At 67.6% G+C, this 20,191-nt stretch carries 19 protein-coding genes and 1 pseudogene; 18 read left to right on the top strand and 2 right to left on the bottom strand.

Going from position 1 to position 20,191, the window contains the following annotated elements:
* Window positions 1–9: 9 nt before the first annotated feature.
* From sctR to K7G19_RS04460, 15 genes are all read left to right on the top strand, one after another.
* A complete protein-coding gene (sctR, locus tag K7G19_RS04530; protein ID WP_150083754.1) occupies window positions 10–660 on the top strand; it encodes a type III secretion system export apparatus subunit SctR in 651 nt (216 codons plus the stop codon).
* Window positions 657–926 (top strand): type III secretion system export apparatus subunit SctS, encoded by a 270-nt coding sequence (gene sctS, locus K7G19_RS04525; protein ID WP_149316177.1) that lies wholly within the window; start codon window positions 657–659, stop codon window positions 924–926. The genes sctR and sctS overlap by 4 nt, the downstream gene beginning before the upstream one ends.
* Window positions 927–1,706, top strand: a complete 780-nt coding sequence (gene sctT, locus K7G19_RS04520) for a type III secretion system export apparatus subunit SctT (RefSeq protein WP_226106018.1) — start codon at window positions 927–929, stop codon at window positions 1,704–1,706.
* Entirely contained in the window at window positions 1,703–3,073 is a 1,371-nt protein-coding gene (locus tag K7G19_RS04515; protein ID WP_226106017.1) for an EscU/YscU/HrcU family type III secretion system export apparatus switch protein, read from the top strand. Before sctT ends, K7G19_RS04515 begins: the two co-directional genes overlap by 4 nt.
* 536 nt (window positions 3,074–3,609) lie before the next feature.
* Window positions 3,610–4,737, top strand: a complete 1,128-nt coding sequence (locus K7G19_RS25040; protein ID WP_370639477.1) for a transglycosylase SLT domain-containing protein — start codon at window positions 3,610–3,612, stop codon at window positions 4,735–4,737.
* A 101-nt stretch (window positions 4,738–4,838) separates the two neighbouring features.
* Window positions 4,839–5,270 (top strand): hypothetical protein, encoded by a 432-nt coding sequence (locus K7G19_RS04505; RefSeq protein ID WP_149316174.1) that lies wholly within the window; start codon window positions 4,839–4,841, stop codon window positions 5,268–5,270.
* On the top strand, window positions 5,267–6,772 hold the full coding sequence (locus K7G19_RS04500) for an EscC/YscC/HrcC family type III secretion system outer membrane ring protein (protein ID WP_150083758.1): 1,506 nt from the start codon (window positions 5,267–5,269) through the stop codon (window positions 6,770–6,772). The genes K7G19_RS04505 and K7G19_RS04500 overlap by 4 nt, the downstream gene beginning before the upstream one ends.
* A gap of 7 nt (window positions 6,773–6,779) precedes the next feature.
* A complete protein-coding gene (gene sctD, locus K7G19_RS04495; RefSeq protein ID WP_226106015.1) occupies window positions 6,780–8,003 on the top strand; it encodes a type III secretion system inner membrane ring subunit SctD in 1,224 nt (407 codons plus the stop codon).
* On the top strand, window positions 8,003–8,266 hold the full coding sequence (locus K7G19_RS04490; protein WP_226106013.1) for an EscE/YscE/SsaE family type III secretion system needle protein co-chaperone: 264 nt from the start codon (window positions 8,003–8,005) through the stop codon (window positions 8,264–8,266). The genes sctD and K7G19_RS04490 overlap by 1 nt, the downstream gene beginning before the upstream one ends.
* Before the next feature lie 167 nt (window positions 8,267–8,433).
* Window positions 8,434–8,835: a hypothetical protein gene (locus K7G19_RS04485; RefSeq protein WP_226106011.1), complete on the top strand. Its 402-nt coding sequence runs from the start codon at window positions 8,434–8,436 to the stop codon at window positions 8,833–8,835.
* 47 nt (window positions 8,836–8,882) lie between these two features.
* The gene (locus tag K7G19_RS04480) at window positions 8,883–9,506 is read left to right on the top strand and encodes a hypothetical protein (protein WP_149316169.1); all 624 of its coding nucleotides are present in this window, start codon (window positions 8,883–8,885) and stop codon (window positions 9,504–9,506) included.
* 136 nt (window positions 9,507–9,642) lie between these two features.
* Window positions 9,643–10,191, top strand: coding sequence for a SycD/LcrH family type III secretion system chaperone (locus K7G19_RS04475; RefSeq protein WP_226106009.1), 549 nt, complete (start codon window positions 9,643–9,645; stop codon window positions 10,189–10,191).
* The gene (gene sctE, locus K7G19_RS04470) at window positions 10,188–11,789 is read left to right on the top strand and encodes a type III secretion system translocon subunit SctE (protein ID WP_370639497.1); all 1,602 of its coding nucleotides are present in this window, start codon (window positions 10,188–10,190) and stop codon (window positions 11,787–11,789) included. The genes K7G19_RS04475 and sctE overlap by 4 nt, the downstream gene beginning before the upstream one ends.
* Window positions 11,790–11,884: 95 nt before the next feature.
* Window positions 11,885–12,499 (top strand): hypothetical protein, encoded by a 615-nt coding sequence (locus K7G19_RS04465; RefSeq protein WP_226106007.1) that lies wholly within the window; start codon window positions 11,885–11,887, stop codon window positions 12,497–12,499.
* Window positions 12,500–12,505: 6 nt separating this feature from the next.
* Window positions 12,506–13,075, top strand: coding sequence for a hypothetical protein (locus K7G19_RS04460; protein WP_226106005.1), 570 nt, complete (start codon window positions 12,506–12,508; stop codon window positions 13,073–13,075).
* Window positions 13,076–13,137: 62 nt separating this feature from the next.
* On the opposite strand, the gene K7G19_RS04455 is transcribed toward K7G19_RS04460, so the two are convergent.
* Complete coding sequence (locus K7G19_RS04455) at window positions 13,138–13,872, bottom strand: response regulator (RefSeq protein WP_223819685.1); 735 nt, start codon at window positions 13,870–13,872, stop codon at window positions 13,138–13,140.
* A 225-nt stretch (window positions 13,873–14,097) separates the two neighbouring features.
* Between K7G19_RS04455 and K7G19_RS04450 the strand changes: the two genes are divergently transcribed.
* Together K7G19_RS04450 and K7G19_RS04445 are read left to right on the top strand one after the other, a co-directional pair.
* A complete protein-coding gene (locus K7G19_RS04450; protein WP_226106003.1) occupies window positions 14,098–14,736 on the top strand; it encodes a type III secretion system chaperone in 639 nt (212 codons plus the stop codon).
* 271 nt (window positions 14,737–15,007) lie between these two features.
* Window positions 15,008–16,453: a DUF1254 domain-containing protein gene (locus tag K7G19_RS04445; RefSeq protein ID WP_226106001.1), complete on the top strand. Its 1,446-nt coding sequence runs from the start codon at window positions 15,008–15,010 to the stop codon at window positions 16,451–16,453.
* A gap of 253 nt (window positions 16,454–16,706) precedes the next feature.
* Here K7G19_RS04445 and metE read toward each other — a convergent pair whose 3' ends face one another.
* Window positions 16,707–19,064: a 5-methyltetrahydropteroyltriglutamate--homocysteine S-methyltransferase gene (gene metE / locus K7G19_RS04440; RefSeq protein ID WP_226106000.1), complete on the bottom strand. Its 2,358-nt coding sequence runs from the start codon at window positions 19,062–19,064 to the stop codon at window positions 16,707–16,709.
* A 199-nt stretch (window positions 19,065–19,263) separates the two neighbouring features.
* On the opposite strand from metE, the pseudogene K7G19_RS04435 reads away from it, so the two are divergent.
* Window positions 19,264–20,184, top strand: a pseudogene (locus tag K7G19_RS04435) (LysR family transcriptional regulator); the annotation flags it as partial.
* Between the last annotated feature and the right edge of the window lie 7 nt (window positions 20,185–20,191).

Below are 20,191 nucleotides of genomic sequence, written 5' to 3'. Positions count from 1 at the left end.
GACCAGATCATGTCGCTTGCCGATCATCCTCTGCAGCTGATCCTGCTGCTGTTCGCGCTGTCGTTGCTGCCGCTCTTCATCGTGATGGGCACGGCCTTCCTGAAAATTTCGATCGTGCTGTCCACGCTGCGCAATGCGCTCGGCATCCAGCAGATTCCGCCGAACATGGCGATCTACGGGCTCTCGCTGGTGCTGACGCTGTTCATCATGGCGCCGGTGGGCATGGCGATCAGCGACAACCTGAAGGCCAATCCGGTCAGGATGGAGGCGCCGGATCTGTTCGGCCAGGTCGAAACCCGGGTGCTCGAGCCTTACCGCGAGTTCATCAAGGGCAAGGCGAGTCCGCAGCAGGTCCGCTTCTTCATGGACATCGGCGAGAAGATGTGGCCGGAGCCCTACCGCAATCGCATTCCGGACGATTCGCTGGTGGTGCTGATCCCGGCCTTCACCGTCAGCGAGCTGGTGGAGGCCTTCAAGATCGGCCTGCTGCTTTACCTGCCCTTCGTCGCCATCGACCTGATCGTCTCCAATGTACTGCTGGCGATGGGGATGATGATGGTGTCTCCCGTGACGATCTCGCTGCCGATCAAGCTGCTGGTGTTCGTGATGATCGGCGGTTGGGAGAAGTTGCTCGGCCAGTTGATCCAGTCCTACCTATGAGCAACGAAATCATTGCGCAGCTGGCGTCCAACCTGCTGTGGCTGGTGCTGATCCTGTCGCTGCCCGTCGTCGTCGTCGCGTCGGTGGTCGGTGTGCTGGTCAGCCTGGTGCAGGCACTGACGCAGGTCCAGGATCAGACGATCCAGTTCCTGCTGAAGCTGATCGCGGTCTGCGTCACGCTGGTGATGACCTATCACTGGATGGGCGCCACGCTGATCGGCTATACGAACATGGCGTTCGAGCAGATTTCCGTGATGGGGAAATAGGTGGACGGCTGGCAGCATATCGTTCCGACGCTCGCACTGACGATGCTGCGCCCCCTTGGCATGCTGGTGCTGATGCCGATGTTCTCGGCACGCGCGCTCGGCGGCGGCCTGATCCGCAATGCGCTGGTGCTGGTGATGGCGCTGCCCGCGCTGCCGATGCAGCTCGCGCAGGCCGCGCAGTTTTCCGAACTGTCGCTGCCGGCCCTGGCCCTGCTGGTGATGCAGGAGTTCGCCATCGGGCTGGTGATGGGCTTCTGCGCAACCATTCCCTTCTGGGCCATCGACATGGCCAGCACCGTGATCGACACCGTGCGCGGCACCTCGATGGCCTCGGTGCTGAACCCAATGCTGGAAGAGCAGTCGTCGGTGTTCGGCGTGCTGTTCACGCAGGTGCTCGCGGTGCTGTTTCTGGTCGGCGGCGGCTTCAACGCGATGCTTACCGCGCTCTATGCCTCGTATCAGAGCATGCCGCTGCTCGGCGGCTGGCATCTGTCGGCGAGCTTCCCGGGCTTTATCGCCCATCAGTGGCAACTGATGATGGAGCTGTGCATCGGCTTCGCGCTGCCCGCGCTGGTGGTGATGGTGCTGATCGATGCCGCGCTCGGCCTGGTCAATCGCTCGGCGCAGCAGTTGAACGTGTTCTTTGTCGCGATGCCGATCAAGAGCGCGCTGGCGCTGTTCGTGCTGGCCATCGGCATGAGCTACGCGCTGGGTGCCTTCCAGCAGCGTTTCGATGCGTTCGGCGGCGTGGTGGCCAATCTGCTCGGGACCATGCGATGACCGAGAAGACCGAACAGCCGACGCCGAAGAAGATCCGCGATGCGCGCGAGGAAGGCCAGATCGCCAAGAGCGTGGAGATCGCCACCGGCATCCAGCTCGCCGTGCTGCTCGGCTACTTCTGGGTGCGCGGCGAGGACATCGTCGACGCCTTCCAGAACATCATCGAGGTGGCGATCGCCAGCACCGGCGAGCCGTTGCGTGTGGCGATGTGGCGGGTGGCGACGGTATCCGGCACGCTGATGCTGCATCTGCTGGCGCCGGTCGCCATCGTGCTCGTGCTGGCGACGGTGGGCGCGGTGATGTCGCAGATCGGCCCGCTGTTCGCGCCGAAGTTCATCAAGCCGAAAGGCGAGCGCATCAACCCGCTGACCAACGCGAAGCAGCTGTTCTCGCTGCGTTCGCTGTTCGAGTTCGGCAAGTCGCTGCTCAAGGTGTCGATCCTGAGCATCGCCTTCTATTTGCTGATCAAGCGCTACCTCTATTCCTTCCAGTTCCTGCCGCTGTGCGGCGCCGAGTGCGGGCTGCGGGTCACCGGTGTGCTGATCGGCTGGCTGTGGGGAATCCTGGTGCTGTTCTACGTGGTGTTCGCCATCGCGGATCTGGCGTTCCAGAAGCGCAGCCTGACCAAGCAGCTGATGATGAGCCGCGACGAGATCCAGAAGGAATTCAAGAACACCGAGGGCGACCCGCATATCAAGCACAAGCGCAAGGAGATCCATCGCGATATCCAGAGCGGCAGCATGGCGGCCAACGTCAAGCGTTCCACCGCGGTTGTGCGCAACCCGACCCATGTCGCGGTCTGTCTGTACTTCGTGGCCGGCGAGACGCCGCTGCCCCAGGTCATCGAGAAGGGCGTCGATGCGCGTGCGCTGCAAATGATCGCGATCGCCGAGGAGGCGGGCGTGCCGATGGTCGAGCAGGTCTATGTCGCGCGCCGGCTCCATGCGCGTACCGAGGTTGGTGACTACATCCCCGCCGAGCTGTTCGAGCCGGTCGCCGAGATCCTCAGCCTGGTCAACGAGATGAGGCAGGCGGAGGAGGGCATCGGCGATGACGACCTGGATGACGAGCTGAATGACGATTCGGACGACGACCTGGACGTCGGCGAGGACACGGAAGGCGACAGCGACGCGGGCACCCACAGCGACACCGACACCCACGGCGACGCCGACCCCGACCCCGACCCCGACAACGACACCGACCCCGACACCGACAACGACACCGACAACGACACCGACACCGACACCGACACCGACAGCTGCACCGACACCGACAGCTCCACGCCAGGCCTCGACGGCGGCGTCGACCCCCGCGGCGCTTCCGGCCGCAACCCACGACCCGATCCCCGCCGCCCGGCCGATGGCTAGGCCGGTGCCAGGGACGGTCCCCCATTGGAGAGCGTTTCGTGATGAGGACGATAACGGCGGTCCCGGTGATCGCCCTGGTCGGCGGCCTGGCGGCAGGCGCCGCACACGCCGACGACGCCGCGCCATCGGCAGCGCAGGCTGCAGCGCAGGCCGTGGCACCGCCCGTAGCGCCGGCCATGGCACCGGCCCCGGCCCTGGCCCCGGCGCCGACCCCGGCACCGGCACCGGCACCGGCCCCGGCACCGGCACCGGCACCGGCACCCGCGATGGTGCCCCCCGTGCCACAAGCGGTGAACCCCGCGGCCGGCAGTATCTGGGGCGTGCGGAGCGCCGCAGAGCGGGAGGCCCGGGCCATCGTGGACAGCGAGCGGGCCGCTTCGTCGACCGCAATACCGCAAGCGCAACTTCGCGGCTCCGCTGGTTCGCGTGGCGCCGCTGACGGGCGCGCTGATGACGGACGCGCCGATGACGGACGCTCCGGCCACTGGGGCCCCGCTGACGGAAGCGCCGGCCACGGGCGCCCCGGTGTCGAACAATTGGCGCTCAGCACGCTGGCCCGCCATGCGGCACGCGCCATGGGCCAGGACAACGCCCGCGTGCTCGGTCTCGATGCCATCGCGCCGACCGTCGACCCCGCGGTTGCGTCGGCCGAGGCGCGATCGCCGGCTTCCACGGCACCGCGCGCGCGCACCGTCGCCTTCCGGCCCGACGCGATGCGCGAGGGAATGCGCGAGGGAATGCGCGAGGGGATGCGGGAGGCGATGCGCGAGGGAATGCGCGAGGGGATGCGCGAGGGAATGCGCGAGGGGATGCGCGATGGCGGCATGGCGGGCGAAGTCGTGACCGCCGCGGGGGGGGCAACGCGCCCGCGCCACACGCAACTGGCGCTCGCCCCGCCGAACGCCCGGCTGGCATCGGCGTACGACGATCTGATCGAAGAGGTCGCGCGCCGGCACGATGTCGCGCCGCATCTTGTCAGGGCGGTGATCAAGGTCGAATCCAATTTCCAGCCGCAGGCGCGCTCGCCGAAAGGCGCGGTCGGCCTGATGCAGGTAATGCCCGCGACGGGGCGACGTTTCGGCGCGGCCGATCTGCGCGATCCGCGCAGCAATCTGAGCGCCGGCACGCAGTATCTGCGCTGGCTGCTGAACCGCTTCGACGAGGACCTGACGCTGGCGCTGGCGGCCTACAACGCCGGCGAGGGCGCGGTCGAAAGGTATGGCCGCCGCATTCCGCCCTTTGCCGAGACGCAGGGCTACGTCAGCAAGGTGCTGGCGCACCTCGGCCTGACGCCCGGAACAGCGCAAATGCCCTTGCCGGCTGCCCCGACGGCGGGCGCCAATGCCCCCGGCAACGGCGGCACGGCCGATGCGCAAGCCGCCGGCACGATCGCGAGCCGCACCGACGACGGCAGCAGCGCGAAGGCGGGCCGTCCGGCGAGGGCCGGCAGCAACGCCGCGGCACGCCAGCAGGCCGATGCGACGCTGCGGACCGTATCGAACTGGATCGGCGCGCTGTTGACGTCCAGCTCGCAGCCGCCGACGCGCGCGGCAACAAACGGGACCACTGCCACGGTACGGGCGATGGCGACGGACGCGCCCGTCGAGGCGTCGACCTGGACGCGATTGCCGGCCCCCGAGCCGGTACGCGCGGGACCGGTCTGATGACGGTGCCATCAAGCATGCCGCCGCCGCGCGGCGCCGGCGCACGGCTTTCAGGTCATGACCGGATCACGCCGTCGCGTTCCCTGCCAGATGATGAGTCGATGAACCCACCGTCCACTTTCGGCCAGCGCGGTGCCGGCGCCTGGTTGCGCAAGCTGATGGATTGTCCAGGCGTCGCGGTGATCGCCGCCAATGGACCGACCGCGCAGATCGAGGTCGGCGGTGTGCCGGCCAGCGCGTGGTGCCTCGAGGCGGGACTGTGCATCGGCCTGCTGCTCGAGCTCGGCGCCGAGCCGCCCGAAGGCTGGCTCGACGACGCGACGCTGTCGTTGGCCGCAACGCCGGCCGCGGCCGATGACGCGCTGGCCAGCGATGGCAAGGCGTGGCTGCTGTGGCACCGCTACGACCACGATATCGAAGCGAAGCAACTGGAAGAACGGCTTGCGCTGCAACTGGCGCTGGTCCGGCGGCTGACGGAAAGCGCGCGCGCTGCCGCGACCGGACCGGGTTCGGATATTGGAAGACTGATATGAATGCATTGCAGCTGGGCAAGCTGACGTTTCTCGCCGCGGCGCTGGTATTCGCCGTCGAGGCGCGGGCGGCATCGGGCCCGCTGGGCCTGTCGGGCCCGGAGTTCTCCGTGTCTTCGCGCGGCATGAAGGTCGCCGCGCTGCTGCGCGACCTGGGCGCCAACTATGGCGTGCCGGTGATCGTCAGCCCGGACGTCAACGACACCTTCGTCGGCACGCTGGAGGGCCGCCAGCCGGAACGCCTGCTCGACCAGCTGGCGCAGCTGTACAACCTCGCCTGGTATTTCGACGGCCGCGTGCTGTACGCCTACAAGGCCGGCGAGGTCAGGACCGAAGTCCTGACGCCGTCCTATCTCGATGCCGGCGAGCTGGCGCAGTACCTGCGCGAGGCCGGCGTGTTCAAGGGTGGTACCTGCTCGGTGCGGCCGGTCAGCAATTTCAATGCGGTCGAGGTATTCGGCGTCCCGGTCTGCGTGCAGAGGATCGGCAAGCTGGCCAAGGATCTCGACGAGAAGACGTTGAACCAGACCCAGAACAAGGAGGTCGTGCAGGTCTTCCCGCTGCGCTATGCCTCGGCGGTCGATGGCGCCTACACCTACCGCGACCAGCAGGTCGTGATTCCCGGCGTGGTCACCGAGCTGCGGGAAATGGTGCGCAGCCGTGCGATTCCGGCGCCGACGGAAAGCGGGCAGGTGGTACCGGTCTCCGGCACGCAGCCGACGTTCTCGGCGGACGCCCGCAACAACGCCGTGATCGTGCGCGACCGCGCGGCGAACATCCCGCTGTACGCGGAGCTGATCAAGCAGCTGGACCAGCGGCCGCGGCAGATCGAGATCTCGGTGGCGATCATCGACGTGGACGCCGCCGACATGCGCGAGCTTGGCCTCGATATCGGCGGCAGCGTCGGCCTGGGCAAGTCGCGCATCAGCTTCAACGCCGGCAATGCCGCGGCCACGGACGGCACCTTCTCGACGGTGCTGAGCAACACCGCCGACTTCTTCGTCCGCATCAACGCGCTGGAGCAGAACTCCAGGGCCAAGGTGCTGTCGCGCCCGTCGGTGGTGACGCTGAACAACGTGCAGGCGGTGCTCGACCGCAACATCACCTTCTACACCAAGCTGCAGGGCAACAAGGTCGCCGAGCTGGCCTCGGTCGCGGCCGGCTCGCTGCTGCGCGTGACCCCGCGTCTGATCGACATGCACGGGGAGCAGGAGGTAATGCTGACGCTCGACATCCAGGACGGACGGCAGGAGCCGCCGGCCAACAACATCGAGCAGCTGCCCCAGGTGCGCAACTCCGGCATCGCCACGCAGGCCATCCTGCGGCCGGGTCAGAGCCTGCTGCTGGGCGGCTTCGTCGAGGAGAAGCAGCGCCAGGGCCAACGCAAGATTCCGCTGCTGGGCGACCTGCCGCTGGTCGGCGGCCTGTTCCGCAACGAGACCCGAGAGAACCTGAGCGTCGTGCGGCTGTTCCTGATCAAGGCCGAACCGCACGCCCTCAACTGAAGTGGTCATGAAATACCGATACCAGATCAAGATCCTCAGCGGGCCGCTGGCCGGACGCCGGCTGCGCTTGCCCGAGGGCGAATTCACCATCGGCGGCGCCGATCCCGACCTTGACGCCATGCTGGAGGGCGGCGGGCGCGCCGTGCTCGATTGCACCGGGCAGGGCGTGCTGCTGCGCACTGAGGTGCCGGTATGGATAGAAGGCGTGCCGACGAAGCCGGCGGACGTCCCGTTGCCGCTGGAGAAGGTCGTCGACATCGGCGGCCTCGCGCTGCTGGTCGGGGATGCCGATCGGCCGCTGCCCGAGCGCAAGGTACCGGCCCGGCGAGACGGGCGACGCGGCATGGTGGCGACCGTCCTGGCGTACGCCGGCCTGGTGCTGCTGATGTCCGGCAGCGCGGGCGCGGCGATCTGGGCGTACGGGATGCTGCAGCCGGACAGCGCGGTGGTCGATCGCGACGAGTGGCTGGCCGAGTGGCGCAAGCGGGCGCGGCAGCAGGGCATCGATGTTGCCACCCGTCAGGACGGGATGATGGTGCTGGCCGGCAGCTGTCTGGATTCGAATGCGCGCAACGCACTGGTTGACAGGCTGCGCGAGCACGGCAAGCCGTATCGCGACGACACCCTGTGCCAGGACGAACTGGTGCGCAACGTGCAGGCCGTGCTGAATCTGCACGGCTTCGGCGAGGCGCGGGTGCGGCCCGGTCCGGCGGTCGGCACGGTGGTCATCCAGGGCACCCTCCATGCCGACGCGCGCTGGCGCCGCGCGGTGTCGATGCTGTCGTCGATGCAGGGATTGCGGCGGTGGTCGGTGGAGGACCCGGTCGGCACCAGCGTCAAGACGCTGATCGGCATGCTGCGCGACGCGGGCCTGATCGGGCGGCTCAGCGTCGCGCGCGAGAAGGACCTGATCCTGATCACCGGCGTGCTCGATGAAGGCGCACAGCGCAGCCTGTCGGCGGTCACGCACGCGTTCGCGGGCTCGCATCCGGACGCGCCCAAGGTCATCTTCCAGAACATCCCGACCCGGTCGAGCCAGACCGGCATCTTCCCCGCGCCGGTGGTCAGCTTCGGCGGCAGCGGCGAGCTGGCCTTTCTCGATCTGGCCAACGGCACGCGCCTGAAGACGGGAAGCCGGCTGCCGGCGGGCCACGTGATCGTGCATCTGGACCGCAACGGCATCGACCTCGAGCGCGAGGGCGAGCTGATGCATCTACCGCTGGAGCTTTGATGGAACCGACTTCATCCAACACCCCGCCCCCCGCCCTGTATGGCACCGAGATCGAGTGCCGCCTGGCCGAGGACAGCGACGGCGCGCTGCGCAAGCAGCTGCGCGCCGAACTGGCGCGCGCGCGCCGAAGCATCGATGCACAGCTGCGCGCGCCGCAGACGCCGGAGGCCTTCGCCCGATTGACGGCGATGCGCGAGCTCTGTCTGGCCGGCACGCGCACGGTCGACAAGGTATGGCGCCGGCTGGCGGCACAGCGCGCGTGAGCGCTGCGCGAAGCGGCCCGAATGGCGTTGCAATGATCCATGACCGCAAACGCCTTGGCGCAATACCCGAACGAAAACCAAATGCTTTAGCACCCCGGATTTTTCAATAGATTCATGAAGCCTTGATCCGTAGAGTCATCACAACGGGCTTCGAATGGAGAAGCAAGATGGAAGAAGAGCAATTGTGGAAGCAGGCCGTGGAAACCCTCGAACGTCTGCGCGCAACGCTGCAAAAGGAGATGAACGACTGGGCCGAGATCGAACGGCGCATCGACGATCTGCAACTGCGCGCGACCAGGGATCCCAAGGCCGCGCAAGAGCTGGCCGCGCTGGCCGCCTTCCTGGATGCGAGCCGAAACAACGGCGACGACATACAGGGCCGGATGGAGCAGCTGCAGGCCATGATCAAGGAAATGAACCTGCGCGCCGCGCAGGACCGCCGCGAAATCGAGCGCTACAAGCAAAAGGTGTTCGGTGCGCGCGGGGAGGAACAACAAACCGCTCCGGTGCCGCCTCGCGCCGGGAGCACGGCGGAAAAGCCCAAGAAACGCGTGCGCCGTTTTGCATGACGAGGCCCTCCTGTTTTGAATCTTGAATATTGAATTGGAGTAGAAAAATGGCTGGACATATACAAACGCGACCCAATCCGGAACTGCTGCTGCAGACCGACGCGCCTGTCAAGGAGATGCCTCTGACGACCGCCGAGCCCGCGCCGCTGGCCGGCGGGCTGCTCGTTCCGCGTAACTACGATACCAAGCCGGTCACCGATTCCGCCTGCTTCGCGCTGATGTTCCAGGCGATCGAGAACCAGCGGCTCGAGGTCGGCGCGCGCATGGACGAATACAAGTGGAACAACGAAACGGCGCGCGCGATCGAGAAGCTGAAGAACGCGACCCAGATCGCCATCGACAAGGACATCGGTTCCGATCCGAACAAGACCACCACGCTGCCGAGCGACGTCGCCCGCTACATGTGGGACAACAACCTGCAGATCGACGGTGTCTTTCCCCGCAAATACGCGAGCTTCGAGGAATTTGCGAGTCAGAAGTACTCGGCCGCCCAGTTGCGCACCGCCATTGGGAGCCTGGACATCAAGAAGACCGAGTACACCGACATGAACAGCCAGTACATGCAGCAGACCAATATTGCGCTGAGCCTGCTGCAAGTGGTCCAGCAACTGCTGACGTCGCTGATCGACATGGTCAAGCGCATCAAGGAACAGATCACGTCCAAGGTCTGATCGCGCAAGCCAGCCAGGGGAGAGCACCGTGCAACGCGTGTTGAAGCAGGCAAGTCCATCCGGTGCGGCGCCGCTTGCCGGCGCCGGCCGCGCCGACGGCGATCGCGATCCGGCGCCGGCAGAGCCGATCGAGCCGATGGAGCCGATGGAGCCGATGGAGCCGATCGCTCATAACGCGGCGCAGCGGGACGTCGAGCGCTACTTCGCCGAGGGCGGGAGCCTGCGCGAATTGTTCGGGCTCGATGCCGCCGCGCTGGAGGTCCTGTACACGTACGCCTGCCAGCGGTACGAGGCAGACGACCACGAGGGTGCGCGGCAGCTCTTCCTTGCGCTGGCGGCGATCGACCCGCACGGCTACGACTACTGGTTGTCGCTGGGGCTGAGCCTGCAGAAGCTGCATCGGCACGACGAGGCGATCTATTGCTTCACGCGCTGCGCGCAATTGCGCATGTGGGAACCGAAGCCACCCTACCTGGCCGGGGTCAGCCTGCAGTTGTGCGGCGAGTATCAGAAGGCGGCGCAAGCCTATTCGGCCGCGATCGGTTGGTGCGGGGAGCAGATCACATACCAGGGACTGCGCGGTCTCGCCGAACAATCGCTGCAGTCGCTGCAGTCGTTTCAGGCCCTGCCGCCGGCAACCCCGCCGGCCGCAGAGAGCGCGCGAATGGAAGGAGGAAAACAATGATCGGTGCCAATGCACTACAGCCCGTCGGGCTGGTTCCCGGCGGGGAGAGGCAGGATCGCCTCGATACGCAGTGGGAGGCAAGCGGACCCGGCCGGACCGGCATGGTTCGTGGCAGCGCGGGAGCGCGCGTTGCCATGCCGGCCATGTTGCCGGCTTCGGCGTTGGAGGTCGAGGAGGCCGAGGAGGTTGACCAGGTCGCTCGAGCCGCGGCCTTTGCCGCTTCGCTGCTGAAGCCACCGCCGCCGGCGCTGCGCGAGGTCGACCGGCGCACCGCCGAGCGCGCCTGGGGCAGCGTCATGGACGTGTTGTCCGGCGCGTTTCGTGCCGCGAAGGCGGCCTCGAAGCATGACGAAAAGGCCGTTCAGCTGGCGCTGAGCGACCTGGGCGGCGCGACCGAATCGATGCACGCCTTCTATCGGCGCGCACTGAATCCCGAGGCGGTCCTGATGGAACTGCAGGTCGAGAGCGGGATCTTCACGGCCGAATTGATGAAGGCCAACCTCGACCACACCCTTGCCCTGCGCAAGGAAGAAATGGCGGCCATCGAGGAAAAGCAGCGCAAGGAGCAGGAGGCCGCCGAGAAGCAGAAGCAGATGCAGCAGAAGGCCGGCAAGGGGCAGGTACTGGGGCTGGTGCTGAACTGGGCCATGGCCGCCGCGCAGGTCGTGACCGGCGCGCTGAAGATCGCCACCGGGCAACCCCAGGGGGCCATCGACCTTGCGGCTGGTCTGGTCGGGCTGGCCAAATGCACGCTGCAGACCATCGAGATGGCTCACCCGGAGCTTGCCGGCAAGCTTCGACACCATATCGACGAGCTGGCGAAATGGGAAATGGGCCTGAGCGTGGTGGCCGGCCTGGCAAGCGTGGTCTCGGTGGCGAGGATCGCCAAGGCGGCCAATGCGATCCTCGGCACGGCAGCCGGCGAACTGCTGACCACCGGCGTGGAGCAGGGCGGCAAGCGAATCAGTTCGGTTGGCGTGACGCTGGTCAATGCGATGGAGAAAGGCGGCGACGCTGCCGAAGCCGCATCGCAGCTGGTCAAGAACATCGCCCAGACGATGGTCGACGACGTCGCCGTGCAGCTGCGCAACTCCCTGCGGGTTGCGGGCGGCAGCCAGAAGCTGGCGGAGGCATTCGCCAGGTCGTTCACCAATGAGGCCGTGCAGAAGCTGGTCGAGCAGTCGCTGTGGCAGGCCGCCAAGCAGATGCGCGGCCTGACGACCGAGGTCATCCAATCGACCTTCATCGACCAGGTCAAGAAGCAGCTGACGCTGGCGACAGTGCGCGCGGCGGTCAACTTCACGGCCGCGCTGGAGGCGGCATCGGCAACGGCGCGAGTCGTCGCGCCGGCGGCACAGCAGATCACCGTCAATGCGCTTCGCGTCGAAGGCGCCAACAAGAAGGAAGAGATCGAACGGATGATGATCCACGCGATGATGCTGCAGTTTCTGATCGATCTGATCGGCCGACAGATCAAGGAAAACAGGAACGCGCTCGAACGGGTCACCCAGGACCATATCGACAATACCGAAAACATCACCAACGCAATCGGCGAGATTCGCGACGTGGCACTGCAGGCCGTAACGGCCGGCGTTTGAGTGCCAACAGTCGTTCCGATCAAGAAGCGGGCGGTGGCGCTGCATCGGCAGGTCGCCGCCGACATCGCGGAAGCGATTTCACAGGAGCAGCAACGATGAACACCATCAGCAATTCGGCCAGCGTCGCGACGCAGCAGCCGATTACCGTGCCGGAAGCGTCGGCCCGCAGCAGCGAGACAAAGTCGGCGCAGGCCATGATCCTCGAATTTCAGGCCTTGATGAGGAAGCTGTACAACACCTACGTGGAGTGCCACGCGGCGCTCGAGAAGAACGTGGCGGATCTGCAGAAGCTGGCCTACCAACGGGCCATCGATGCGAAGGACCAACGCAAGAAGGCCGAGGTGGCGACCGGCGTGACCGGGATTGTTACCGGCGGCTTCAGCATGGCCTGCGGCATTGGCGGCGGCATCATCGGCTTGAAGACTCCCCTGGGCTACGGCATGGGTGTGGAAATGGGGTCGCATCTTGGCACGCCGGCCAGCGGTATCGGCAACGCCATTGGCCAGACCGTGACTGCCGGTACGCGCGGCAAGGCGGAGGAGGCGCAGATTCATGCCGACCTCGCCCGCAACGTCTCGGACTCGGCGGCGCGCGACGCAGGCAAGGCGCGCGACAACGCCGATCAGCATCACGATCAATATCTGCGTGAGGCCGGTCAGCTGACACAGGAAATGATCGCGGCCATCAAGGCCACGGTCGCTCCGCGGTAATCGATCGTGGCTGCGCCGAAGCATTCCGACAGCGAAGCGCCGCAGGCCGCGATCGCCGTGCCGGCGGATCCGGTCACCGGATTTCTGCTGTCTCGCGGCCTGCAGCCCGACATTGCCTATCTCGGCGAGTCGGCATTCGAACTGGGGCGCCGCGTGCGGTTTGCCCGGCTCGAGCTGATCTACCGCTTCCAGCAGGGCACCCTGTTGATCTGCGATATCGCGGCGTACGACGAGTCCGGCGTATCGGATTCCTCGGGATCGTCTGGATCGTCTGGATCGTCGGGTTCGTCGGATCCCACGAGCGCCCCAGGCGACTTCCGCGGGGCGATGCGCACACTGGTATCGCTGATCCATGCGATCGAGCGATCGGTACCGGAGGTCGAGGTCGTCGAAGGGCTGGTGCCGTTGACGGAGGGCCACGCGAGCGATGTCGATGAGCAGCAGCTTGGCCGGCGTTTGTTGTCGGTCTATCGCCAGCTGGGCGCGCAATGCGAGCCGCATGACATCGCGGGCATGGTGCAGGTTCGGTATCGGATGCGGGGCGGCCCACGGCAAGGGCGGCCGGTACAGCCATGACGCCGCGGGCCGCTACGGCAAGGACGGGTCCGGTCGGCATGGCCCGGACCGTGGATGCCCGATCAAACGTCGATCAGGCCAAGCCGTCGCGCCCATTTGGACAGGTCCGCGACATTGTGGGCGTCGAGCTTGCGCATCAGGTTCATCCGATGCGTCTCGACGGTCTTCAGGCTGATCGACAGGCGCTCGGCCACACGCCGGTTGGTATGTCCTTCGGCGACCAGCTTCAGTATCTGCCGCTCGCGCGGCGTCAGTCCGGCGGCGGCCACATGGCCGCCGTCGTCCCCCTCGGTGCGGCGCATCGCGTCCACCTGTTCGAGGTCGATGTCGGGATCGAGATAGGCCATGTCCTGGCGGACGGCGTGCAGCGCCGCCATCAGTTTTTCCAGGTTGCTGCGTTTGAGGACGTAGGCGTGCGCGCCGGCGCGCAGCGCGGCGGCCGCGCGGTTCTCGGAATGCAGGCCGGCCAGTACCACCACGCGAATGCTGGGCCATCTGCGGCGAATGGTCGCAATGGCGTCGACCCCGTCGAGGGAGCGCAATTGCAGGTCCATCAGGATCAGATCGGGATGGAACTGCAGGCAGGCGTGGACGGCACCGTGTCCGTCCGACGCTTCGCCGACGATGTCCACGGTCGGGTCGGCCTTGGTCAGCAGCGATTTCAGGCCCTCTCGCATCACGGCGTGATCGTCGACCAGCACGACGCGGGTGGCGGACAGGTGACCGGTGATGGGGCGGCGTGCGGATTGCACCAGGCGCGGCAGTACGGCAAGGCCGTTCAACGTTTGGATAGTCATGTGTTGCTCCGAAGACTATGCCGGAATCCGAGTTGCGTCCGATGCCAGGTGTTGGCTCGATGGCCCTCGGTTCAGGATGGCGCCAGTCTAGGTAGCGACAATGAGCAATAAATGATGGAACGATGAGATGGAAATGAGGGCCTGCGACCGGCAGCATCGACGCGCGGCATCGAAGCCGATCGATGCCATGGATCGAGGTGTGAACGAACGCGACTGGAGCGCGACATGAACAGACTGGATGGCTTTGACCGCCTGCTGGCGGAGTTCGGCGAATCGATCGGGATTCCCGAAATGGCGTTCGACGAGGATGGCCTGTGCCATATCCGCGTCGACGAGGAGTACCCGATCACCTTCCGTCGCGATGACGACAACCATAATCTGGTGCTGGTCGGATTGATCGCCGAAGAATTGCCGGAGCGGCTCGATCGCGAAATGGTCAGGGAGATGCTGGCCACCGGCGTCGAGCCGCTGCGCGACCACGGTGCCGCGCTGGGACTGGAGCCGCAGTCCGGCACGCTGATCCTGCATCAGACCATGCCGCTCGCCAAGATCGACCGCACGGTGCTGGAGACGCTGCTGGGCAACTTCATCCTGATGCAGAAGGACTGGTCGGCGCGCGTGGCCGGTGTGGATGCGGAGGGCGGCCAGGCCGACCAGGCCGGAACCAGGGCGGGCCACGAGCTTCCCGCCGGTCCGTTGGCCGGCCGGCCGGCCGGCCTCGGTGGTCCCGCCGGTCCCGCTGGTCTCGCCGGTCCTGCCGGCGCAAAGCCTGCGTCGTCGGGCACCGGTCAGCCCGGTGCCAAGGCCCCGGCCAAGCCGGCCGCGACGGAACCGCGCTACCACCCTCATCTGCATCACCGCTGACCGCTGACCACTGACCGCTGACCGCTGACCGCTGACCGCTGGCCGTTGAACGTTGCTCCGTTGCCCCGTTGCCCCGTTGCCCCGTTGGCCCGTTGGCCCGCCGCTGGCGGCGAACGTCGGTGCACGGTGCGAAGATCGACCGGCGGCGGCGTCCCGGCGCCACACTGTCGATTGACAATCCTGGCCCAGGCTATCCATCATTCTGGTCGGAAAAGAAGGCACCCCGGATCGGCATTCGCCCCGGGGACAGCCGCACAAGAAGGAACGGGAAATGATGCAGTGGATACGCCTAGTGGCGGGCGCGGCGGGAGTCGCGGCGCTGTTGGCCGGGTGCGCGGCGGTGCCGCCCGACGAGTCGCCGCTACGGGCGGCAGTACAACCGACGCGGGACGACGCCCGCGCGCTGGCCGTCGAAGTCTATACCTACGCCTATCCGCTCGTGCTGACCGATGTCACGCGCGAGGTGATGGCGGCGCGGGCCTCGGCCGGCGCGGCGGGGCAGACGGCGGTCAATACCTTTGTCCACCAGCGCGGCGCGCCGCGTCCCGGCGCCTCGGACATGGCAAGCCCCGACGCGGACACCCTGACCTCGATCGCCTGGCTCGATCTGTCGCGCGGGCCGGTGGTGCTGAGCGTGCCGGACACCCAGGGCCGCTATTACACGATGCAGTTGCTCGACGGCTGGTCCAACGTCTTCTCGGCGCTGGGCAAGCGGACCACCGGGACCCAGCGCGGCAACTACGCGATCGTCGGGCCGGACTGGACCGGTGCGTTGCCGGCCGGCGTGCGCGAGATCCGCTCCCCAACCGCGATGGCCTGGGCGGCGCTCCATATTCAGGTTGACGGCAGGCACGATCTGCCGGCCGCGCACCGGCTGCAGAACGGCTACCGTCTGACGCCGCTGGCCGCCTGGCCGAACGGCCGCCGCGCCTTGCCGGCGGTGCCGACGATCCCGCCGGCGGCGGTCGACCTGGAGACGCCCCCGGTCGAGCAGGTCGCGGCGATGGACGCGCAGGCGTTCTTCAACCGCTTTGCCGCGCTGCTGCCCGCCAACCCGCCGACGACGGCGGACGAGGGCATGATGCGGAAAGTCCGGGCATTGGGAATCGAGCCTGGCGCCCCGTATTCGACCACGGTGCTGGAACCGGAAACGGCGCGCGCGCTGCAGGACGGCGCGACGCGGGCGCTGGCCCGCATCGTTGCGCTGGCGCGTGGTGGCGAAGGGGCGGCGTCGGGCGCCTGGCTGTCGCGCAAGGACGCCGGCCGCTATGGCACCGACTACGACCGCCGCGCCGCCACGGCCTGGCTGGCGCTGGGGTCCAGCCTCGGCGAAGACACCATGGTGTTCCGCGCGAACGCCGACGCCACCGGCCAGCCGCTGCACGGCGCCAATCGCTACGTGATCCGCTTCGACAAGGGCGCGCTGCCGCCGGCCAAGGCATTCTGGTCGCTGTCGCTGTACGACCAGGCGCAGGACGTCGTGGCCAACCCGTTGAACCGCTATGCCATTGGCAGCCGCGACCGCCTGCGGCGCAACCGCGACGGCTCGGTCGAGATCGTGGTCCAGCATGCGCGGCCGCCGCGGGCACAGGCCGCCAATTGGCTGCCGGCTCCCGACGGTCCGTTCAACCTGATGCTGCGGCTGTATTGGCCGCAGCCGACGGCGCTGGACGGCAACTGGAGCGCGCCGCCGGTGCGGAAGGTCGGCGCGGACTGAGCGCAGATCGAGCGCAGATAGAGCGCCAACCGAGCGCCAACCGAGCGCCAACCGAGCGCCAACCGAGCGCCAACCGAGCGCCAACCGAGCGCTGACGGTGCAAAAAAAGGGGGCGGCCTGGAGCCGCCCCCTTTCTCATTGCCAGCCTGGCAGCCGGCCTCTGATGCCGCGCCTCGATCGCGCACACCCCGCCGATCAAAGCGCGATCAAAGCGCGATCAATCCGCCGTTCAATGCGCCGTTCAATGCGCCGTTCAATGCGCCGCGCAATCGCACTGCCCGCCCGCATGGGCAGCACGCTCCAGCGCCACCGGCTGCCGTTGCAAGCCCGCCGCGCCTTCCGCCGCCAGCCTCTCGCGCAACTGCCGGGCCGCGGCCACCATGTTCCGCAGCGCCGCCTCGGTCTCCGCCCAGCCGCGCGTCTTCAGCCCGCAATCGGGATTGACCCACAGCCGCTCGGGCGGAATCACCTGGCAGGCGCGCGTCAGCAGCTGGCCGATCGCCTCGACGCTGGGCACGCGCGGCGAATGGATGTCGTAGACGCCGGGGCCGATCTCGTTCGGATAGTCGAACGCGGCAAAGCCGTCGAGCAGCTCCATCGCCGAGCGCGAGGTCTCGATCGTGATCACGTCGGCATCGAGGGCGGCGATCGCTGGCAGGATGTCGTTGAACTCGGCGTAGCACATATGGGTGTGGATCTGCGTATCGTCGCGGACCACCGCGGCGGCAATGCGGAAGGCGCGCACCGCCCACTGCAGGTAGCCGTCCCAGTCTGCGCGCCGCAGCGGCAGGCCCTCGCGCAACGCGGGCTCGTCGATCTGGATCACGCGGATACCGGCCTGTTCGAGATCGGCCACTTCGTCGCGGATCGCCAGCGCCAGCTGCAGCGCGGTGTCGGCGCGCGGCTGGTCGTCGCGCACGAACGACCATTGCAGCATCGTGATCGGGCCGGTCAGCATGCCCTTCATCGGCCGGTCAGTCAGCGACTGCGCATAGCGGGCGGTATCGACGGTGATCGGCTCGGGACGGTAGACGTCGCCATAGATCAGCGGCGGCTTGACGCAGCGCGAGCCGTAGCTTTGCACCCAGCCGAATTCGGTAAAGGCATAGCCGCACAGCTGCTCGCCGAAGTACTCGACCATGTCGTTGCGCTCGGCCTCGCCATGCACCAGCACGTCCAGCCCCAGCGCCTCCTGGCGGCGCACGGCGTCCTCGATCTCGGCGCGGATCCGTTGCAGGTAGGCCAGCGCGCCCAGTTCGCCGCGCTTGAAGGCCGCGCGGGTCTGGCGGATCTCGGCGGTCTGCGGGAACGAGCCGATGGTGGTCGTCGGCAGCGGCGGCAACTGCAGCGCGGCGCGCTGATCGGCGATGCGCTGCGCGAAGGGGCTGCGGCGATCGGCCATCTCCGGCGTCACCGCGGCAACGCGCTGGCGGACCTGGGCGTTGACCACGCGGCGGGACGCCCGGCGGCCGGCCTGGGCGGAATCCGAGGCGGCCAGTGCGTCGGCCACCGCGGCCTCGCCGTCGTTCAACGCGGTCGCCAGCACCTTCAGCTCTTCCAGTTTCTCGGTGGCGAACGCCAGCCAGCCGCGGATTTCGGGGTCGAGGCGCGTCTCCGGCGCGAGCGACACCGGCACATGCAGCAGCGAGCAGGACGGCGCCAGCCACAGGCGGTCGCCCAGTTCGGCGTGCAGCGGCGCCAGCTGCGCCAGAATCGCGCGCAGGTCGGCACGCCAGATATTGCGGCCGTCGATCACGCCCGCCGACAGCACCGCATTGGCCGGGAGCACCTCGCGCCAGGCCTGCCACTGCTGCGGCGCGCGCACCAGATCGAGATGGAAGCCGTGCACCGGCAATGCTGCGGCGCGGGCGGCGTGCTCGGCCGCCGAATCGAAGTAGGTCGCCAGCAGCAGCTTGACGCCGCAGTCGGCCAGCGCGGCATAGGCCGTGTCATACGCGTCCAGCCAGGCGTCGTCGAGCTCCAGGCACAGCGCGGGCTCGTCGAGCTGGACCCATTCGATGCCGCGCGCCCGCAGCCGCTGCAGGATGTCGCGGTAGGCGGCGGCCAGCTTCGGCAGCAGCGTCAGGCGATCGAAGCCGGCGACGTGGGTCTTGGACAGCCACAGCCAGGTGACCGGTCCCACCAGCACCGGCTTGACGTGATGGCCCAGCGCCAGCGCCTCGTCGATCTCGTCGAACAGCCAGTCGACTCCGCCATCGAAGCGCGTGTCCGGGCCCAGTTCCGGCACCAGGTAGTGGTAGTTGGTATCGAACCACTTGGTCATTTCCATCGCCGGCTGCGCCGCATTGCCGCGGGCCAACTCGAAGTACTGCGTCAGCGTCAGCGTGCGCGGGTCGAAGCCGAAGCGTGCCGGCAGCGCGCCGAGCAGGGCGCTCATGCCCAGCATCTGGTCGTAGTAGGCGAAGTCGCCCGCGGCGACCAGGTCGAGGCCGGCGTCGGCCTGCTGGCGCCAGTGCGTCTTGCGCAGGCCGGCGGCGCACTCGCGCAGCGCGGCCTCGCTGGACTCGCCGCGCCAGAACGCCTCCTGGGCGAATTTCAGTTCGCGTTTCGCGCCGATGCGCGGGAACCCCGGAATATGCGTGCGTGCCATCTCTCGCTCCAAAACAAAGTGGCGCTCAGTGTCCGGCGGCGGGTAGAATGAATCAAGTGATATGTTTTAAACAAAATATGAATTGGTTTCATATCAGCGGCTGGCGTGCGGGGCGCGGGCGGGCCGGCGTCCCGTGCCTTTCCTTGACCGCCCACAGTCGGGTACGGACGAAACCCGGCACGAAACCAGGAACGACACCATGATCGAGGTCCGCCATTTCCGTTCGCTGGTCGCCATCGCCGAATCCGGCAAGCTCGCCACGGCGGCCGAGCGCGTCCATGTCAGCCAGTCCGCGCTGTCCCATCAGATCAAGGCGATCGAATCGCATTACGGCCTGTCGCTGTTCGACCGCACCCGCGGCGGCCTGCGCTTTACCCCGGCCGGAGAGCGGCTGCTGGCGTTGTCGCGCGAGGTGCTGGCGTCGATCAGCGCGGCCGAGCGCGACCTGGAGCGGCTAAAGGGCGATACGCGCGGGGAGCTGCGCATCGTGCTGGAGTGCCACACCTGCTTCGACTGGCTGATGCCGGTGATGGACGAATTCCGCACGCGCTGGCCCGAGGTCGAGGTCGACCTGGTGGCGGGCTTTCATGCGGACCCGCTGGCGCTGTTGGCCGAGGGGCGGGCCGACATGGTGATCGGCTCGCTGCCGCCGACGCGCCGGGGCCTGGCCGTGGTGCCGCTGTTCCGCTTCGAGATCCTGGCGGTGATCGCCAACGAGCATCGGCTGCGCAACCGGCGACGGATCGAGGCGGCCGATCTGGAGGGCGAGACGCTGATCACCTATCCGGTGCCGGAGCCGCGCATCGACCTGATCCGCGAGGTGCTGGAGCCGGCTGGCATCCGGCTGCAGCGCCGCACGGCCGAGCTGACGGTGGCGATCCTGCAGCTGGTCGCCAGCCGGCGCGGTGTCGCGGCGCTGCCGAACTGGGGCGTCAAGAACTACGTCGACCACGACTACGTGCTGGCCAAGCGCATTGGCGCGGGCGGGCTGTGGAGCGAGCTGTATGCGGCAATGCCGGCCGCGCTGGCCGAGCGGCCGTTCGCGCGGGATTTCGTCGCGATCGTGCGCGAGACCTGCGCGCGGGACCTCGACGGCATCGAGCTGTTGCCCGATGAAGCGGCGCAGG

Origin of the sequence: Cupriavidus sp. DB3, from assembly GCF_020418465.1 — a bacterium.
In the GTDB taxonomy this organism is placed as follows: domain Bacteria; phylum Pseudomonadota; class Gammaproteobacteria; order Burkholderiales; family Burkholderiaceae; genus Cupriavidus; species Cupriavidus cauae.
The sequence above is the reverse complement of the archived record's forward strand: the minus strand, read 5'-3'. Positions and strand labels throughout refer to the sequence as shown.

Excerpts from the sequence above, each read along its gene's own strand:
- K7G19_RS04445 (WP_226106001.1), top strand. The coding sequence starts at position 15,008 with ATGATGCAGTGGATACGCCTAGTGGCGGGCGCGGCGGGAGTCGCGGCG.
- K7G19_RS04475 (WP_226106009.1), top strand. The coding sequence starts at position 9,643 with ATGGAGCCGATGGAGCCGATGGAGCCGATCGCTCATAACGCGGCGCAG.
- K7G19_RS04505 (WP_149316174.1), top strand. The coding sequence starts at position 4,839 with ATGAACCCACCGTCCACTTTCGGCCAGCGCGGTGCCGGCGCCTGGTTG.
- sctS (WP_149316177.1), top strand. The coding sequence starts at position 657 with ATGAGCAACGAAATCATTGCGCAGCTGGCGTCCAACCTGCTGTGGCTG.
- sctE (WP_370639497.1), top strand. The coding sequence starts at position 10,188 with ATGATCGGTGCCAATGCACTACAGCCCGTCGGGCTGGTTCCCGGCGGG.
- K7G19_RS04500 (WP_150083758.1), top strand. The coding sequence starts at position 5,267 with ATGAATGCATTGCAGCTGGGCAAGCTGACGTTTCTCGCCGCGGCGCTG.
- K7G19_RS04455 (WP_223819685.1), bottom strand. The coding sequence starts at position 13,872 with ATGACTATCCAAACGTTGAACGGCCTTGCCGTACTGCCGCGCCTGGTG.
- sctR (WP_150083754.1), top strand. The coding sequence starts at position 10 with ATGTCGCTTGCCGATCATCCTCTGCAGCTGATCCTGCTGCTGTTCGCG.
- K7G19_RS04515 (WP_226106017.1), top strand. The coding sequence starts at position 1,703 with ATGACCGAGAAGACCGAACAGCCGACGCCGAAGAAGATCCGCGATGCG.
- sctD (WP_226106015.1), top strand. The coding sequence starts at position 6,780 with ATGAAATACCGATACCAGATCAAGATCCTCAGCGGGCCGCTGGCCGGA.
- K7G19_RS04465 (WP_226106007.1), top strand. The coding sequence starts at position 11,885 with ATGAACACCATCAGCAATTCGGCCAGCGTCGCGACGCAGCAGCCGATT.
- metE (WP_226106000.1), bottom strand. The coding sequence starts at position 19,064 with ATGGCACGCACGCATATTCCGGGGTTCCCGCGCATCGGCGCGAAACGC.
- K7G19_RS04480 (WP_149316169.1), top strand. The coding sequence starts at position 8,883 with ATGGCTGGACATATACAAACGCGACCCAATCCGGAACTGCTGCTGCAG.
- K7G19_RS04490 (WP_226106013.1), top strand. The coding sequence starts at position 8,003 with ATGGAACCGACTTCATCCAACACCCCGCCCCCCGCCCTGTATGGCACC.
- K7G19_RS04485 (WP_226106011.1), top strand. The coding sequence starts at position 8,434 with ATGGAAGAAGAGCAATTGTGGAAGCAGGCCGTGGAAACCCTCGAACGT.
- K7G19_RS04450 (WP_226106003.1), top strand. The coding sequence starts at position 14,098 with ATGAACAGACTGGATGGCTTTGACCGCCTGCTGGCGGAGTTCGGCGAA.